The 15,105-nt window shown below is 62.7% G+C and carries 14 protein-coding genes and 1 pseudogene; 5 read left to right on the forward strand and 10 right to left on the reverse strand.

The genetic code is table 11. The annotated features are described in order from the left end of the window. Positions 1–52: 52 nt before the first annotated feature. Positions 53–574: a hypothetical protein gene (locus CH273_RS22190; protein WP_015586102.1), complete on the reverse strand. Its 522-nt coding sequence runs from the start codon at positions 572–574 to the stop codon at positions 53–55. Between the two features lie 311 nt (positions 575–885). Here CH273_RS22190 and CH273_RS28505 point away from each other — a divergent pair. Together CH273_RS28505 and CH273_RS28270 are read left to right on the forward strand one after the other, a co-directional pair. Then, positions 886–1,104, forward strand: a pseudogene (locus tag CH273_RS28505) (TetR family transcriptional regulator); the annotation flags it as partial. A 75-nt stretch (positions 1,105–1,179) separates the two neighbouring features. After that, positions 1,180–1,515, forward strand: a complete 336-nt coding sequence (locus tag CH273_RS28270; RefSeq protein WP_230596322.1) for a hypothetical protein — start codon at positions 1,180–1,182, stop codon at positions 1,513–1,515. A gap of 351 nt (positions 1,516–1,866) precedes the next feature. On the opposite strand, the gene CH273_RS28275 is transcribed toward CH273_RS28270, so the two are convergent. Both CH273_RS28275 and CH273_RS28280 read right to left on the reverse strand, forming a co-directional pair. Further along, positions 1,867–2,232 carry a histone-like nucleoid-structuring protein Lsr2 gene (locus CH273_RS28275; RefSeq protein WP_015586104.1) on the reverse strand — a complete coding sequence of 122 codons (366 nt, stop codon included), beginning with the start codon at positions 2,230–2,232 and terminating at the stop codon, positions 1,867–1,869. A 38-nt stretch (positions 2,233–2,270) separates the two neighbouring features. Beyond that, a complete protein-coding gene (locus CH273_RS28280; RefSeq protein WP_230591901.1) occupies positions 2,271–2,894 on the reverse strand; it encodes a hypothetical protein in 624 nt (207 codons plus the stop codon). Positions 2,895–3,201: 307 nt separating this feature from the next. On the opposite strand from CH273_RS28280, the gene CH273_RS27815 reads away from it, so the two are divergent. Further along, positions 3,202–3,366, forward strand: coding sequence for a hypothetical protein (locus CH273_RS27815; protein WP_155289035.1), 165 nt, complete (start codon positions 3,202–3,204; stop codon positions 3,364–3,366). Next, positions 3,342–3,935: a hypothetical protein gene (locus tag CH273_RS22205; RefSeq protein ID WP_141214635.1), complete on the forward strand. Its 594-nt coding sequence runs from the start codon at positions 3,342–3,344 to the stop codon at positions 3,933–3,935. Before CH273_RS27815 ends, CH273_RS22205 begins: the two co-directional genes overlap by 25 nt. Positions 3,936–4,777: 842 nt before the next feature. Here the strand turns inward: CH273_RS22205 and CH273_RS22215 are convergent. The 7 genes from CH273_RS22215 to CH273_RS22245 all read right to left on the reverse strand — a co-directional run bounded on the left by CH273_RS22215 (position 4,778) and on the right by CH273_RS22245 (position 14,357). Further along, positions 4,778–5,776: an aldo/keto reductase gene (locus CH273_RS22215; RefSeq protein ID WP_015586110.1), complete on the reverse strand. Its 999-nt coding sequence runs from the start codon at positions 5,774–5,776 to the stop codon at positions 4,778–4,780. Then, positions 5,773–7,434 (reverse strand): FAD-dependent monooxygenase, encoded by a 1,662-nt coding sequence (locus tag CH273_RS22220; RefSeq protein ID WP_015586111.1) that lies wholly within the window; start codon positions 7,432–7,434, stop codon positions 5,773–5,775. Before CH273_RS22220 ends, CH273_RS22215 begins: the two co-directional genes overlap by 4 nt. After that, the gene (locus CH273_RS22225; protein ID WP_015586112.1) at positions 7,431–9,074 is read right to left on the reverse strand and encodes an MFS transporter; all 1,644 of its coding nucleotides are present in this window, start codon (positions 9,072–9,074) and stop codon (positions 7,431–7,433) included. The genes CH273_RS22220 and CH273_RS22225 overlap by 4 nt, the downstream gene beginning before the upstream one ends. Further along, on the reverse strand, positions 9,071–9,772 hold the full coding sequence (locus CH273_RS22230; RefSeq protein ID WP_052047793.1) for an HAD family hydrolase: 702 nt from the start codon (positions 9,770–9,772) through the stop codon (positions 9,071–9,073). The genes CH273_RS22225 and CH273_RS22230 overlap by 4 nt, the downstream gene beginning before the upstream one ends. Before the next feature lie 2 nt (positions 9,773–9,774). After that, positions 9,775–10,746 (reverse strand): ScbA/BarX family gamma-butyrolactone biosynthesis protein, encoded by a 972-nt coding sequence (locus CH273_RS22235; protein WP_015586114.1) that lies wholly within the window; start codon positions 10,744–10,746, stop codon positions 9,775–9,777. A gap of 271 nt (positions 10,747–11,017) precedes the next feature. Continuing rightward, positions 11,018–12,100 carry an alpha/beta fold hydrolase gene (locus tag CH273_RS22240; protein WP_015586115.1) on the reverse strand — a complete coding sequence of 361 codons (1,083 nt, stop codon included), beginning with the start codon at positions 12,098–12,100 and terminating at the stop codon, positions 11,018–11,020. 55 nt (positions 12,101–12,155) lie between these two features. Then, positions 12,156–14,357, reverse strand: a complete 2,202-nt coding sequence (locus CH273_RS22245; RefSeq protein WP_052069823.1) for an MMPL family transporter — start codon at positions 14,355–14,357, stop codon at positions 12,156–12,158. Positions 14,358–14,455: 98 nt separating this feature from the next. Between CH273_RS22245 and CH273_RS22250 the strand changes: the two genes are divergently transcribed. Next, positions 14,456–15,094: a TetR/AcrR family transcriptional regulator gene (locus tag CH273_RS22250; protein ID WP_015586117.1), complete on the forward strand. Its 639-nt coding sequence runs from the start codon at positions 14,456–14,458 to the stop codon at positions 15,092–15,094. Positions 15,095–15,105 lie beyond the last annotated feature (11 nt).

Genomic DNA, 15,105 nt, shown 5'->3' on the forward strand with positions numbered 1-15,105 from the left:
GCAAAATGCATCGCCTGAACTGCAATTCGGGTTTACCAACCCCTTTGCAGCTTCAGTAGTAGGTGTGAAACTGCTTGGCCCTGTCCACCGCATCGAGGACCTCAGCGTCGAGGCCTTGAGCTTCTCGTTCGATCGCGTTTACCCGTCGCTTCATGCCTGCTCTGGCGAGCCACGGCGACCACATCAGTCGACTGAGCTGCGCTGCTGACAAGCGCACACATCGCCCCAGCGCAGTGTTGATTCCCCCGGCTTCTTCCTGACCGTCTTTCTGCTTTACGTCGTCGTCGCTCGTCAGGCGCGCCACAGTGGCCAGTTGGATGTACAAACGCAGTGGCCGTCGCGGAACCCGTGCAATGATCGCGGCCGTCTCAAGCTCGCGGACACTGTCCTTGAAGTGCTGAAACGACGGATCAGTGGACGACGACCCTGCCCATCGGGTGCGTTCGGTGCTCGCCAAGTGCCGGAGAACCTCGCTACGCAGTTGACGGCGTTGCTGACTGCCGATCAGGTACTGGCCCGCAAAGGATCCGATACCGAGAGCTCCGATAATCGAGGCCACACCACTGATATCCATTTCGTAACAGTATTCGGATCCAGAACTTGGGGTCGGTTGACGCAACGTGAGTGGTGAAAAAGGAGAGATTTTTCCGTACCTATTGCGCCTCACGCGGCAGCAGATGTTCCGACTCCCGAATATTTGCCGGTGCTCGAAGTGTCCACCTCCGCAGGCATAATCGTGGACTGTTGGAGCCGATCGACTTTGGAATGGCGAAATTCCTCGCCTAGGGACGGTAGTGCTTCGGTCGCCGACAGATGGTCGGATCCGCGCGTGCGAATCGGAGTAGAAGGCAGTCCTATGTGGCGATGGACCGGAGAGAGTGTGACATGACGGTTGCCGATCAGAAGGTTTCGGAGCGGGAGAATGCCGAGCATCGCGCGCGTCCTCCGCAGAAACGTGCGCAACGGACCCGTGACGCGTTGATTACCGGTGCGGCTCGAACCATCGCATGTGGGGGAAGCGGCGTCACGGTCAACGACCTGATACAGGCTGCAGGGGTGACCAAAGGGGGCATGTACTTCCACTTCCCATCGAAGGACGCTGTTGTTCATGCAGTGGTCGACCAGGCTGCTCGACAATGCGAGTTCCTCCGGGCGCATCGCCCGTCTACAGGAGACACTGTGGCCGATGTTCAGGACTTGCTCGGCGGCTACTTCACTCATGCGAAACGGTATTGGTCTCTGAGGGCAGCAGCGGTGTTGTGGACCGACCTCCACTACGAGGACGTCGCACGGGCCGCGACCTACCACCCTCTCAGGGCCGCGGTCCTGGCCCTTCTGACCAGCAACGGCAGGCTGCCGACGATATCGGTGGACACTGCCGATGCTGTCATGGCCATCGTGTGCGGCGTGACGACCACCGCCGGGCCGGGGGGCTTCGGTGACGGCGGCGATCTCGACACCGTCCTGCGGTTGACGGGGCCCGTGATCGCGGCTGCCGGTGCAGTGGCGGTATGAACAGCGGTGGCGGGGACTCCGGGAAGCCTTGATCTCCGCCGGTTACCCGCGGCCGGTAGTGGGCGACGAGCCGGGCCAGCTCACGTTGTCGTGGGGCACCGGTGTCGGCGTACGAGAGATGTGTGTGAGCCCTTCAGGGGTGGTCGCCCGGACACCGGACGCGGTCTTTGCCTTGGGCCTGTTACGTCAGTCGGCAGCAGACTGGGTATCGCCGCTGCACCCGCTGATCGCAGAGCCGATCGTGCGCACATCCGAATCGCCCTTTCGGGTAGTCGAGCCGGTGACCAACATCGTTCGGAGCGCGTCGGTGATCCGGCGTTCGATGACGTGCCAGGTGAGTTTCCTGGGCTGTCAGTGTGCGGCGTTGTACGCCTCTTCGATGTCGGTGGGGATGCGGCCTCGATCGCCGATCTCGTGACCGTTGTCCGCCGCCCACTGCCGAATTGCGCGAGTCTGCGCCGGGTCACGCTTGGCCGGTGTCCCGGCTGTCGAAGGCGTCGACGCGGTTGCGGGGAAGGGTTTACGTTTGCGTCCGCCAACCCGCGCGGCGTGCTTGATGTAGTAGTCGAGCTTTCTGTGAAACTCGCTGGCGTTCTTTGCTTTCAAGTCGATCACGTACTCGACGCCCTGGACCGCGAACTCGATCGTTTCACCGGAGTCGTCGATGACCGATCCGTCGATGTCGTCGACCAATTGAATCGTTTCTAGCTTGGCCACAGTGAAGAAACCCTCTCGCAAAAATGTATGGAAGACAGCTAAGTGAGCGTATAACGGGTCTGCGTGGTCGTGACAACTGTGGGTGCGGCGCGCGTGGTTCGGATGCAGGATCGAGAGAGTGCGATTATGGGCAGCGCTCCATTCGTGGTCGGCGATGAAGCCCAAGTTACTAGTCGGGCGATGACGTCGACGCCGTCGAATGTCTGGTTGTGCTGTTCTGACGACCGTTCGATCAGGGAAATGAGGCGGACCAGCCCTTCCGCGTATCGGGCCAGGGTCCGCGGCGAGAGGTCGTAAAATCGGTACACCCATATCGTCCCGGAAGTGGCCTCGTTGAGAACGCGCGCGGCCGTGCGCGGATCGATGACAACGCTGCCGCCTACATCAGAGGGGTCGTATTCGCCCGTGTCGGCGGGTCCTTCGACATTCTGCGCGTAGTAGCCCACAACGTTGGTCGCGTCTGTGTAGCGGTACCTCTTCGCTTTCAGTGCGCGGAGCAGGAAGCCCTCGTAGATGTAGTTGTCACCACGCTTGGTGGGGTAGACCGTGCCGTCGTTGTATCCCTGATACGCACTACGCTGATCATCAGCGACATCGACGCCGCCGAACCCCCTGATCAGGATTAACGGTCGGCATTTTATTTCGCCCATCTGAACCTCCACGAGTGTTCGTCGCAGCAGGCACATGCCCCCGCTGTAACTCGTCGTCCTTGACTCAAATCGACGGGTGGAGATACCTGAGGTGCAACCGCGAACCCGCTGAGCTGGTCGTTGCGGCCAGGCCGCTTCTGATGGTCCTCGTGTTGGGGGGCGATGTCACTGGTAGTTAGGGCTGACAACCGTTTGAACGGCAGACCCGTTGGCCTGCGGATGAGAATTCGAGCTGTTCGTGGTGTCCGGTCCTGACGCTAGTGTGCATCGACAGAGACAGCCAACAGGGGCCTTGGCCTATCGGTGGGGGTGAATGATCATGCGAGACAAGAGCGGTGGAGATGTGAACGTCGACGGAAGCGGGGACGCCGTAGGACACGTCGTGGACAGGTTCGCCGCGGTGATGACCGAATTCGACGTCGATACTGCCGGCGTGGGTGTGCCGTGTATCGATTCGGTGTGGCAGGGGGAGTTGCGGGGATGAGGGGCCGGCAGCTCGTCGTTGTTGACGTCCACACCACGGGGCCGTCGTTCGAGGCTCACGAGGCCTTCGAGCTCGCCGCGATCGACGGTGCATCCGGGAGGGTGTGGGATCTCGCGCTGCCTTTGACATCGGCACAGCTCGAACGGGCGGATTCAACATTCCTGCAGCTCAGCGGATACCACCGTCGACGGCTGGTGGAAAAGGCGCAGCATGACGCGTTGACCATTGGAACGGAGCTCGCGGCGCTCAGTGATGTGTTGGCTGGAAACACGCTCGGCGGCGCAGATCCGGAGATCCATGCGGCATTTTTGAGCAAGGTCTTTCACCGGCATGGTGTCCGGTCGCGTTGGCACCACCTGCCCGCAGATATCGCGGCGTTGACCGCCGGTGCCCATGGGATCCCCGCAACCAACATTCCGCGGCTGGAGGTGTGCTGCGAATTGTGGAATGTGCAGCTCGCGGAATTTCCTTCGGCGCTGGATCGGGCGCACGCTGTCGCCGATTGCTTCGCGGCGTTCGACCGCAGAAGCGGACGGGAATCGGTGTCGGCAACGCTCAGAGGCGAGTAGGTGTTGAAGCAGCCGCTTATTGCGCTGGGCCACACCTGAGCCCCGCAGTTCTGTCTCGGTAGTCACGCTATCGCAGGCGGCGAATCCAGACGAATGGTATTCTACGAGTTAATACTCGTATTTGATGGCAGCGGCCGTCACCGTTGGACGTGGGGATCTGATGGATCTGTTCATCGATGTCATAGCCTCAATCGCTTCCTGGTGTGCTCCGATGGTTCTGCTCGTGGCTGCCGCAATCCTCTTGGTGGAATCCGGCTTGCTCGTCGGGTTTCTCCTCCCGGGTACTGGCACGGTTCTGGCGGTCGGTGCTCTCGTGGGGCTGGGCGAACTTGATCCCGTCGTGACGGCGATCGTCCTGATCGCTTCGTCGACAGCAGGGGCTCAGCTGGCCTTTCGGTCCATCAGGCGTGGATCGTGTCGCGCTGATATCGCCGGCGCAGGCCGCTTTGCGCGCCTGATCAACAGGGTGCTTGCTCGGGCACGTCAGTTGTTTTCGGGGGATGCGCGCGTCGGGACAGTGACCACGCATTTCGTCGGAGGCGCGAGGACCTTGGGGCCACGTCTCGCTGCGGGTTCCTCGTTGTCGTTCTCGAGGTTCGCGGTGTTGAATATCGTCGCCGCAACCGTGTGGGTCACTCTTCTGTTGACCACGGGAAGCGTGTTGGGAGCCAACCCCGCGTGGATCCCCTGGGCCACTGGCGCTTTCGTCGTGGCCGTAGTTGGAGTCATCGCAATTCGGGCATTTCGGCGCAGTGACGCTCCGGTTCCCGGCGGCACAATTCCCGCCCGTCGATCTGATCGACGGGGCGGGAATGCGGCTGTGCCGTGCAGTTGTGCCCGTGTCATTCGCGGCCGGCTGATACCCAACTCATGTCGGGTGCTCGGGTTCCGGTGACGGCGTCGGCGAGGGTGTCGAGGACGGCGAGCTGGTCCGCGGTGAGTTCGATGTGCACCGAGCCCGCGTTTTCGGTGACCCGATCCGCATTCCGAGTGCCGGGTATCGGAACGACGGGCAGCGCGAACTGTGTACCTTTCACCCGTAGCCACGCCAATGCGATCTGGGCGGGCGTGGATCCGTGCTGTGACGCGATGTCTGTCAATGGGGCGAGGGCGTCGGTGTTCGTTTCGAATGCGTCGAGTTGAAAGCGGGGTAGATACCGCCGAAAGTCGTTGTCGCCGAGCTGTTCCTGTTTCACTTTTCCGGTGAGCATTCCGCGTCCCAGTGGGGAGTAGGGAACGAATCCGATGCCGAGTCGAGCTGCGGTCGGGACGATGGCGTTCTCGACGTCGCGGCTGAACAAGCTCCATTCGGACTGGACCGCGGCGAGCGGATGGGTCCGGTGCGCTCGTTCTAGTTCGGGGGCGGTTACTTCCGATACTCCGATGTGCCGGACTTTTCCGTCGGCGATGAGCTCGGCCATCGCTCCGATGGTGTCGTCGATCGGGATGTGTGGGTCGACCCGGTGAAGGTAGTAGAGGTCGACGACGTCCACGTCGAGGCGACGCAGGCTGTTGTCGATGCACTGGCGGACGTAAGCCCTGTCTCCGCGGCTTCTGCGGCCGGGTTCGGTTACGGAGGTATCGATACCGAATTTGGTGGCGACGGTGACCTCGTCGCGACGGTCGGCGAGGAGTCTGCCGATCAGTTCCTCGTTGGTCCCGAGGCCGTACACATCTGCGGTGTCGATGAAGTCGATGCCGAGGTTGACGGCGTGATGCAGGGTCTTCAGTGCTTGGTCGGGGTCGGATTCGCCGTACATCGAGGTCAATGCCATGCCGCCGAATCCGAGTGCGGATACTTCGAGGCCTGTTCCGAGGTTCACGTGTGGGAAGTCGGTCATGATGCTGTCTCCTTGGAGGCGCTCGTTTCGGGTCGACCGCGTTCGACTGCCTGTGTGTCCGCGGGTCCGGCCACTGCGGTGAGGTAGGTCCGTATGGCTGCAGGGTTCTGCAGCGAGCCGGTCATGCCCACTATGCGGTCGGGACGCACGACAGCGACACCGCCCTGTCCGAGCTCGCTCGAAACGATCTCGTGGGTGTCGATCACGGTGGGAGTTGCGCTCAGAAGTGTGGTGGGGGAGTGGACCACGACCACGACGTGCAGCCGCGACCCCCACGAGTCGAGGATGGCATGTAAGGCCCGGAGTTCGTCGATACTGGTGATGGTGGCCAGCGCCAGGACTCGTCGGTCATCGAGGAGGTCGGGCAGCAACTTGTCGACCTCTCCGTCGAACTGGACGGGATGCGGGGGCAGGAACTTGCCCGGCGAGATGGTTCGACCGCGCCCGCCCCCGCGGGCCACTGACGGGCCGTAGGCCGTATCGATCTGCGCCAGTTGAGGAACGACACGCCGGGTGAGGAGCCCTGTCGCCGAGAGGATTCCGAGGATTCGGTCGCGGATCCACCGCGAAACGGCAGCACGAGTTGTCCACAGTTTCGTCTGAAGATCGGTCATCGCGGCGACCGATTCTGCGACGGGTCGTCGTTCGAGTTCATATGTTTCGAGTAGTGCTGCATCGGCTCCGTCGACCGCTACTGCTGCAAGTTTCCACGCGAGATTCGCCGCGTCCTGTATTCCGGTGTTCATACCTTGACCTCCCGCAGGACTGTGAATATGTGCAGCGTCGCCGGCAAGGATGAATCGGCCCGACACGTAGCGCGAGGACAGTCTCCGGTGTACTCGAAAGTCGCTCTGCCAAAGCACATTACTGACCCGGAAGCGGCCGAGGCCGCGTTGGCCGAGCATGATGTTGGCGCGATCGGTGATCTGAGTCGGCGGTATGAGCGCAGGGGAAGCGGACTGACGGTGTCCGAGAAATACCCGGTGTCCACCACCTGGGAGCGGGACGACGACCGTCACCCCGTCCGGGTGGAGATGGTACTGAGCCTCCCCGACCGACCCATCGGTTTCTAGGGTGCCGTCCACCAGCAGAAAAGCGTCGTCGTAGCTGTCGCCGTCGAAGTCGATGGCCGCTGTTTTCCGCACGGTGCTGTGTGCACCGTCGGTGCCCACGATCCACTCTGCTGTTGTGGTGAAGCGGATTCCGCTCGGACCGACCAATGACGCCCTCGCCCCGTCGCTGGGCCCGGCAGGGTCCGGATCGAGGGCACCGAGGAACTTGTGCCGCCAGCGGACCGTACCTCCCAGCGCCTGGTAGAGCTCGAGGAGAGCTGCCTCGACGAGGGGCTGCGGAAGGGACAGGGGTTTGTGCAGGCCGGGCTGGTCGAGGCCGGTGAAGTCGACGTGGCCGATCTGTGACCCTTTCGACCAGTACGACGCTCGGTCGAGAGTGACGCCGGCATCGAATACCGCGGGATCGACACCGAGGATGCGCAGGCTCTCCTGGGCGGCACTCCAGAGTACGAGGGCTTTCGGTTCGGTCGAGGGCCCCGACTTGCCGTCGATAATCATGTGGTCGACGTTCCTGCGGGCGAGCTCGCAAGCAAGCGTCAGACCTGTGGGGCCCGCGCCGACGATGAGGACGGTGTGCTCGGTCATGTCCGGACTCCTGACGGGCGAGGCGGGGCGAGGCTGGATTGTTCGGCCGAGATCACGTCCTCGTATCCGGTGGACGGCGCGTCGCGGGGTAGGGGAGAGGCCGCTGCGTGCGGGTCTGCTGCCGCGGGGTCGACGAGGAAGTCCTTGCGTCTGATGAGGGTGAATGCCGCGATCGCACCGATGAGGGTGACGATTCCCGCGATCGTCGTGACCTGATGCAGCGCCGAGATGAACGCGATTTCTGCTGCCACCCCAACGTCCTGCCCGGTCTCTTGCAGCGCCGCGACGGCCCCGGAGGCCACGGCGTCGACGGTGGCGTCGAGCTGGGCCGGAGTCAGGGCGGATCCGTACGCGGTGTCGAGTTCGGATTCGATGGTGCGATGAGCCAAAGCTCCGAGTACCGCCACGCCCAATGCCGCACCGACCTGCTGGAATGTCTCGTTGATCCCAGCTCCCATCCCTGAGTCTTCGGCCCGAACGAGAGCCACTGCCGCGCTCGCACGGGGTGGATTGTGTAGTCCCATACCGAGTCCCGCGATCACAAACCCCGGTAACAACGCCGTCCAGCTGTCACCGACGTCCGCGAATCGAAACAACAGAAACCCGATTCCTGTGCACAACAGCGAGATTCCGATCAGAATCGATGTCGAGATCCGGGCGCTCAGTATTCCGCCCACGGCACCGGATATCAGCAGGACGCCGGTAAGCGGCAGGAACCTCAATCCGGTCTCGATAGCCGAGTAGCCCAGCACGCCTTGCATCCACAGCACCGAGAACAAGATGGTGGCCGTGACGGCGAAGTTGATCGCAAACGTTGCCGCGGACAGGCCGTTGAAGGAACGGTTTCCGAACAGGACCATGTCGAGCATGGGATTGCGGACGCGGCGCTCGACCACAGCGAAGCCGAGGAGGGCGAGCACACCGACCGCCAACGCTACCGCGGTACGTGGGTCGGTCCATCCCACGACGGGTGCCCGGATGATTGCAAAGATCAACGCGAACAGACCTGCGGAGAACAGTGCCAGACCGAGGGGGTCGAGACCGCGGCGCGCGGTCGATGTCTGGTGGTCCCGGACTTTCAGAGCGACGACGGCCAGAATGATCAGTCCCACAGGGATATTGAGGTAGAACACCCATCGCCAGTCCACTTCGGTGAGGATGCCTCCGATCAACGGTCCCGCAGCGATGGCGATGCCCGAGGTGGCCCCGAAGATGCCGAAGGCGGTTCCTCGTTGGCGGCCGTGGAACGTCGCTGCGATCATCGCTGGGCCGACGGCGTACATGATGGCCGCGCCGAGGCCTTGAACTCCACGTGCTGCGTTGAGCAGAGTTGCTGACCCAGCGAGACCGCAAGCCACGGACGCGAGGGTGAAGGCCAGCGCGCCGACGGCGAAGATCCGGGTGCGGCCCAGTCTGTCCGCGATCGAGCCGGCGGTGAGCAGAAACGCGGCCAGTGCCAGGGCGTAGGCGTCGATCACCCATTGCAACTGCTCGAAGCTGGCCGAGAGGTCTCGTTGTATCGCGGGCAGTGCGACGTTGACGACGGTGAGGTCCAAGAACAGCATGAATGTTCCGAGGCAGACCGCTGTCAGCGTCCACCAGCGTTCGGGGGCCGACTGCAGCGGTTCGGGGGTGCTCATGCGGACTCCTCGAGGAGCGCGTCCGCGGTGGGTTGCGCGGCCGGCTGCTGGCGTCCGAACCAGGCGTCGATTGCCTCGATGGCTCCCGCGGTGTCGGTGAAGTGATGTATCTGCATTCCGTGCGCTCGGGCGGCTTGGCAATTGCGTAGGTCGTCGTCGACGAACAGGCATCGAGCGGCAGGGACGCCGAGTCGTTCGGTCGTCCGGCGGTAGATTTCGGGTTCGGGTTTGCGGACACCTTCGTTCGCGGAGACGACCTCGACGCTGAACAGGCCTGTGGGGACGATTCCTCGCCACTCGGGTTCCCATTCTCGGACGTTGTTGGTCAACAGTCCCAGAGTTCGTCCTTCGGATTTCAGCGTGTGCAAGTAGTCGAGAAGTTCCGAGTTGGGGACCCGGCCGGAGAACCATGCCGGCCGGAACTGTGACAGGTCGATAGCGCGTCCGGTCATGGTTTCCAGTGCCGATCCGACTCGGTCGAGGAAGGCCGCTTCGGTGATTTCGCCGCGTTCGAGCGGGGCCATGATCGTTTCGTCCGGGTCATCGTGCGCGGTGAACAGGGCACCCATCAGGTCCTCCGGTTGCACGGACATGTACTCGGTGAACGCCGCGATGGTGTCGGCGATGGGGTTGGTCAGGACGCCGCCGTAGTCGACGACGAGAACGAGGGGACCGGTGTCGATACTGTTGTCGGACATCGTCATCCCACCTCGACCTGCGAGCGGACGATGACGACGTCACCCTGGACGAGTTCGAAAGATGCGACGATCCCAGTCCCGGACTCGGTGGGTGCGGTGTCGATCAAGCGGCAGTAGACAGGAAGCTCGTGTTCGGCGAAGTCGAGGAACTGGATGTCGTAGCGCACCGGGGAACCGACCGACGATTCCGGCAGTGAGTGGGTGTCGAGGACGGCGCACACCGATGCCTGCCTGCACGCTTCGGTCAAGAGCATCCCCGAGACGTGGTCGACCTTGTGATCGGAGAGCGACGGGTGGTTGTTGTCGACGACGACCTCGTACGTCGTGTCGGGGTGTTCGGTGCCGGTGGAGGCGATGACGACGTTCTTCGAGTCCCGCCGGGCAACGCGTGCAGGCGGAAGCGGAACGGCGGCAGAGGTATACGGCTGATCGGGGGTGTTCTTCGCTGCCCGCCCGGCCGCGCGCATCTCGGCGAACATCTGCTTGGGCATGAAGCTCAGGGATCCGACGAATTCGCCGACAGGCACGCCGTCGAGAACGGTCTGGTACCTACCGACTGCCCCGGTCAGGTACCCCTCGACGTGGAACCGCTTCTCGAATTCGACTCGGATGACCAACCGGCCCGGTGTTTCCCCGACCTGGAGGGCAGCGAGGTCGGTCACCGACACCGAGGCCTTGCGGAAGACGAACGCCCAGTCCTTGGGTACTCCGTAGAACTGGTGACTGATCAGGATCGAGGCCTGCCTGCATGCCTCCACGAGGATCATGGGGTCGTACCGGTCGTCGAGTCGGTCGCTGTAGAGGGCATGCCCTCGCGGTAGCTGCGCGGCGACGACGAATCGGTTCTCGCCCGTCGCAGCAGCGTCGGTGAGGAAGACCTCGCTGACAGCTGCGCGGTGGACGAGGCTTCGCGGCACAGTGCGATCGAATGTCAGTTCACTGGCGATATCGAACGGTGGTGTGGTGACAGTCATTTCTTCCCCCAGGAAGGTGGTCGCAGATTTTCTGCTTTGTGCGAAACGCACCGATCGGTACGTGGTTTCAAGTACAGCGCCACGTTTTCGATAAGTCAATTCTTTTCACGTTAATTCCAAATGTTCGGAAAGTGATTCCCGTAACAATATAATTTCAGTTCGAGCGCAGATATACCGCCAGTAATTCGAGCACTATTGTGAGCCTGTGCACACGGTTAAGTGCACAGGCTCGCAATAGTGCGTTCAGCTATTTGATGCCGATCTGATGCGGTCAGTGGGGTTGTCGGGCGTCGAGCCACTGGTCGAGCGAGTCGAAGACGATGGCGGCGTTCCGTGCGTGGCCCATGTAATGGCCTGCGTGAGGAATCGTGATCGCCTTTCTGTCCGATGTTCCGGTGAACGATGCAATATGTTCGTCACCGAATTGCACGCGTGCGTCGTCCTGTCCGTAGAGGCCGAGAACTGGAATGTCTATGCTCGACATTTTGGCCAGGTCGAGAAGAATTCCGGGGCCTTGTGAAAGCATGTCGCCGCACGGGTGTTGGTTCTGATAGGGCGCTGCTGTATCGATTACTTGTTGTTCGGTATCGGCATAGTTTCCTGTCACGAATTCAGTGGTTCCTTGGTCGTAAAAGGTGTAGCCCTTGGCGGCGGGATTGTTTTCCGATGCCGAGCCTCCGGTGAGGCAGCGTGGTGTGGCGGCGAAGAATCTGACGTAGGCCTCGGGTGTCAGTCCGCGATCGGCCCAGTCCATGACGACGAGAGCGTCGACGTCGTCGAAGGTGTAGGCCTCGATCTGGACGATCTGCCCGCCGTTCGACTGGCCGGCGAGGGTGATGTGCCCGAAGGTGGGGGCCGTTCCGGATGCATCCCATTGATAGGTGCCGGTACGCAGCGCTTGGACGATCTGATGGGCCATCGTTGCTTGGGACCCCACGCACATGGCCCCGCCTGCCGGAGCGTCGCTCGTGTCGTATCCGAGTCTGTCGATCGTCAGTGAGGTCTGTCCGCGAGCGGCCATTTCGTAGGTGTGGTGGTATCCCTCGACTGGAAGACGCCAGTACCATTCGCCGGCTGCGATGCCGTGTTCGTAGAGGGTGATGGCGTTGCCGAAACCCTCTGCGGGAGCGGTGAGATGGCCACGGATGGTGTAGGTTCCGCCGTCGGCGGTGCACGGGACGGCTGTGTCGTTGGTGTTGCGGACTGTGAAGGACACCGGTACGTCGATCACGTCCGATCGGGTCGGCTGCGCGGAGGCGATGGCCGTTCCACCGAGAAAGATGGCGGTCGACGCGACGGTTATCGCAATCGCGGCGAGGAGCCGTGAGAGGGGGTGATGGCGGCTGTCGAGCATGGGGTACTCCGATCGGGGCGGGGATGTGGTGGCTGGGAGCGTGCGAGTGCAGTGCTCATACAGGGGTTTTGGGTCTTCCAGGGTCGACTTCGGTACCAGGTGTATCGACGCGTGGAGCATCGGTGATGCCGATGAGCTGGTGCAGGCGTGCCAGTGGGCGCGGTGCCCACCAGTTCCAGCGGCCGGTCAGGGCCATGATGGAGGGGACGAGGATCGCTCGGATGACGGTGGCGTCGATCAGGACCGCCAGTGCCATGCCGATTCCGAGTTGCTGAAGGAAGGTCACCCCGGAAGTGGCGTAGGTGGCGAAGGATGCGGCCAGGATGAGAGCTGCTGCGGTGACGACGGGTGCGGAGCGTGAGATGCCATCGATGATGGATTGGCGATTGTCTCCGGTACGGTCGAATTCTTCTTTGATGCGCGAGAGCAGGAAGACTTCGTAGTCCATCGACAGGCCGTAGGCGATGCAGAACATCAGGATGGGGATGCTCGGCTCGATGGCACCGGTAGGGGTGAAACCCAGCAGCCCAGCAAGATTGCCGTTCTGAAAACCCCACACCAGGACACCGAACATGACCGTCAGTGACAGCAGATTCAGAATGGTGGCTTTGATGGGGGCGATGATCGATCCGGTCATCACGAACAGAATGGCGAAGGTGATCAGTGCAATGAGCACGGCCACGAGCGGGAGCCGGGCGGTGACGCCGTCGGTGTAGTCGTCGAGCATCGCGGGTGAGCCGCCGACGAGTACCTGGCCGGGAGGCTCCACCGACCGTACCGCGGAGACGAATCCGGCTCTGTCGTCCAGTGATTCGCGAGTCGGTACCACCGAGAGGTAGCTGCCTGCGGTGTCGGGAGTGAAACGGACGGCGCCGTTCGGTGGAGCAGTGAGCGCCCTGTCGGGTTCGACGGTGCCCAGTGCGCTGTCCACTCGTAGCACCTGGGGCAGTGCTGCGAGATCGGAGGCGTACCGAGCGAGGCCGTCCGGTGCGATGGTCGGTGCGACGAGCAGAATTGCGTCTGCATCCTCGCTGGCGTAGTCGTCGCGGATGGTGTCGTACAGGGCGCGGACCGGAACCGACTGCGGCAGGATGCGATCGTCCGGTGCGCCGAACCGAACGCCTAGTACCGGCGCTCCGAGCAGTATCAAGATCACCACACCGGCGATCGCGAACACTGCAGGTCGGCCGGTCGTGGCCACGGTGATCCGCCGCCACACGGTACTTCCGTCGGTGTCCGGTTCCTTGCGCCGTAAGGCGCGGTGCCCGAGCAGCACCAATGCGGCCGGGAGTACGACCGTAGCGGCGAGCACGGCGGTGGCGACGACGGCTATCCCGGCGTAGGCGAACGAGGCCAGGAACGGGAACGGGAAGACCAGCAGAACGGCCAGTGACGCGGCGACGGTGGCGCCGGAGAACATGATGGTGCGTCCGGCTGCCTGCGCTGCTCGCTGCACGGCCAACGTCAGGTCAGCGGTGCGGCGGGCTTCCTCTCGGAAGCGGTAGATCAGGAACAGTCCGTAATCGACGCCGAGTGCAATGCCCATCACCAGCGCGATGTTCGCCGCGAAGGTCGATACTTCGGTGAAGGCTGCCACCACGCGCATGATGGCCAGGGTGCCGACGACGGAGAACAGTCCGGTTGCGAAGACCACTGCGGCGAGACGGAGCCGCCGTAGGACGGCCCACAACAGTGCGATCACCAGCGGGGCGATGATCAGCTCTGCTCGGAGAAAGTCGGTCCTGGATTGTTCTGCGACGGAGCGGAACACCTCGTCGCTGCCGCCGAGAGCGATGTCGATGTTCGAGGTAGCCGACCGGCTGAGTGCCTCGTCGAGAGCGGGAAGGACCTGTTGCCGGATTTCGGTGGCGTCGCCCGGTGCCCACGCCTGGATCAGCGCCGAGCTGCCGTCCCCGGCGGCGAGGGTCGGAACCTCTTCGGTCCAGTAGGACCATGTGTCGTCGATGCCGGGGAAGGTGTCGACGAACTCGGTCAGACGTAACCCGTCCGCGGCGACGGCCGAGCTGTCGACGTCGCCGGTCTTCGCGGTGACGAGGATGGTGATGTTGGGTGTGCCGGTCTGAAAGGTGTCGTTGAGCAGCGCCTCGGCTGCCGCAGACGGGGCGTTGGTCGCCTCGAACCTGTTCAGGGACAGTGCATTCATCGCACCGGCAGCGACTGCTGCGAGCACGAGGAAGAGGACGCCGGCCACTACGAGGGTGAGGCCGGGTCGAGTTGTGGCGAATCGGGTGGGCATCGCGGGTCCCCCTGCTACCGTGGATACGAGCGATTGCTCGTGATTTGCGAGAATACGAGCGAAAGCTCGTCTTGTCTACCGGAAAGCCTGGAGTTCACATGCCGAATACCTCGACGCCAACTACCTCTCCTGCACCCAAGCGTCAGGATCGCGGACTCAAGCGCATCGCTGCGATCCTCGACGGTGCGGAGGAGTTGTTCGGAGAAGTCGGGTTCGACGCAGCGACCACGAACGCTATCGCCAGCAAATCGGGCATGTCACCGGGTTCGCTGTACCAGTTCTTCAGAAACAAGGAAGACATCGCCGCAGCATTGGCGGAACGCTACGTCGTGGAGTTGACCGACGCCCAATCGGCCGCGGTCGATCCGCGACCGGACGGCTTCGTGGAATCTCTACCGCAGTTCATCGACCGGGCCGTCGACAATATGGTCGCCTTCAATGCGGCCAATCCGGCTTTCCTGCAACTGTTCTCGCGAGCAGATACCCAGCCTGCCCTGTATACCGCAGTCGTACCATTGCAGAGCGAACTCTCCCAGAGGGTCGCCCAGACCTTGGCCGCACTCGCACCGACCCTGTCCAGCGAACGCATCGACCTCCACGCGCTGGTGGCCTTGCAGATCACCCGCGGAATGATGCCCGTCATCGCCGCAGAAAAAACTAACAAGAAGGACCAGCTCGTGACCGAGCTCAAGGCGGCACTGATTCGTTACCTGTCCGAGGCACTCGCCTCACCCTGACGGAACAGAGA

Origin of the sequence: Rhodococcus sp. 05-339-2 (assembly GCF_002258965.1) — a bacterium.
GTDB lineage: Bacteria > Actinomycetota > Actinomycetes > Mycobacteriales > Mycobacteriaceae > Rhodococcoides.

Coding starts and splice junctions, on each gene's coding strand:
- CH273_RS22190 (WP_015586102.1), bottom strand. CDS start 574: ATGGATATCAGTGGTGTGGCCTCGATTATCGGAGCTCTCGGTATCGGA.
- CH273_RS27815 (WP_155289035.1), top strand. CDS start 3,202: ATGCGAGACAAGAGCGGTGGAGATGTGAACGTCGACGGAAGCGGGGAC.
- CH273_RS22215 (WP_015586110.1), bottom strand. CDS start 5,776: ATGACCGACTTCCCACACGTGAACCTCGGAACAGGCCTCGAAGTATCC.
- CH273_RS22220 (WP_015586111.1), bottom strand. CDS start 7,434: ATGACCGAGCACACCGTCCTCATCGTCGGCGCGGGCCCCACAGGTCTG.
- CH273_RS22225 (WP_015586112.1), bottom strand. CDS start 9,074: ATGAGCACCCCCGAACCGCTGCAGTCGGCCCCCGAACGCTGGTGGACG.
- CH273_RS22230 (WP_052047793.1), bottom strand. CDS start 9,772: ATGTCCGACAACAGTATCGACACCGGTCCCCTCGTTCTCGTCGTCGAC.
- CH273_RS22235 (WP_015586114.1), bottom strand. CDS start 10,746: ATGACTGTCACCACACCACCGTTCGATATCGCCAGTGAACTGACATTC.
- CH273_RS22240 (WP_015586115.1), bottom strand. CDS start 12,100: ATGCTCGACAGCCGCCATCACCCCCTCTCACGGCTCCTCGCCGCGATT.
- CH273_RS22245 (WP_052069823.1), bottom strand. CDS start 14,357: ATGCCCACCCGATTCGCCACAACTCGACCCGGCCTCACCCTCGTAGTG.
- CH273_RS22250 (WP_015586117.1), top strand. CDS start 14,456: ATGCCGAATACCTCGACGCCAACTACCTCTCCTGCACCCAAGCGTCAG.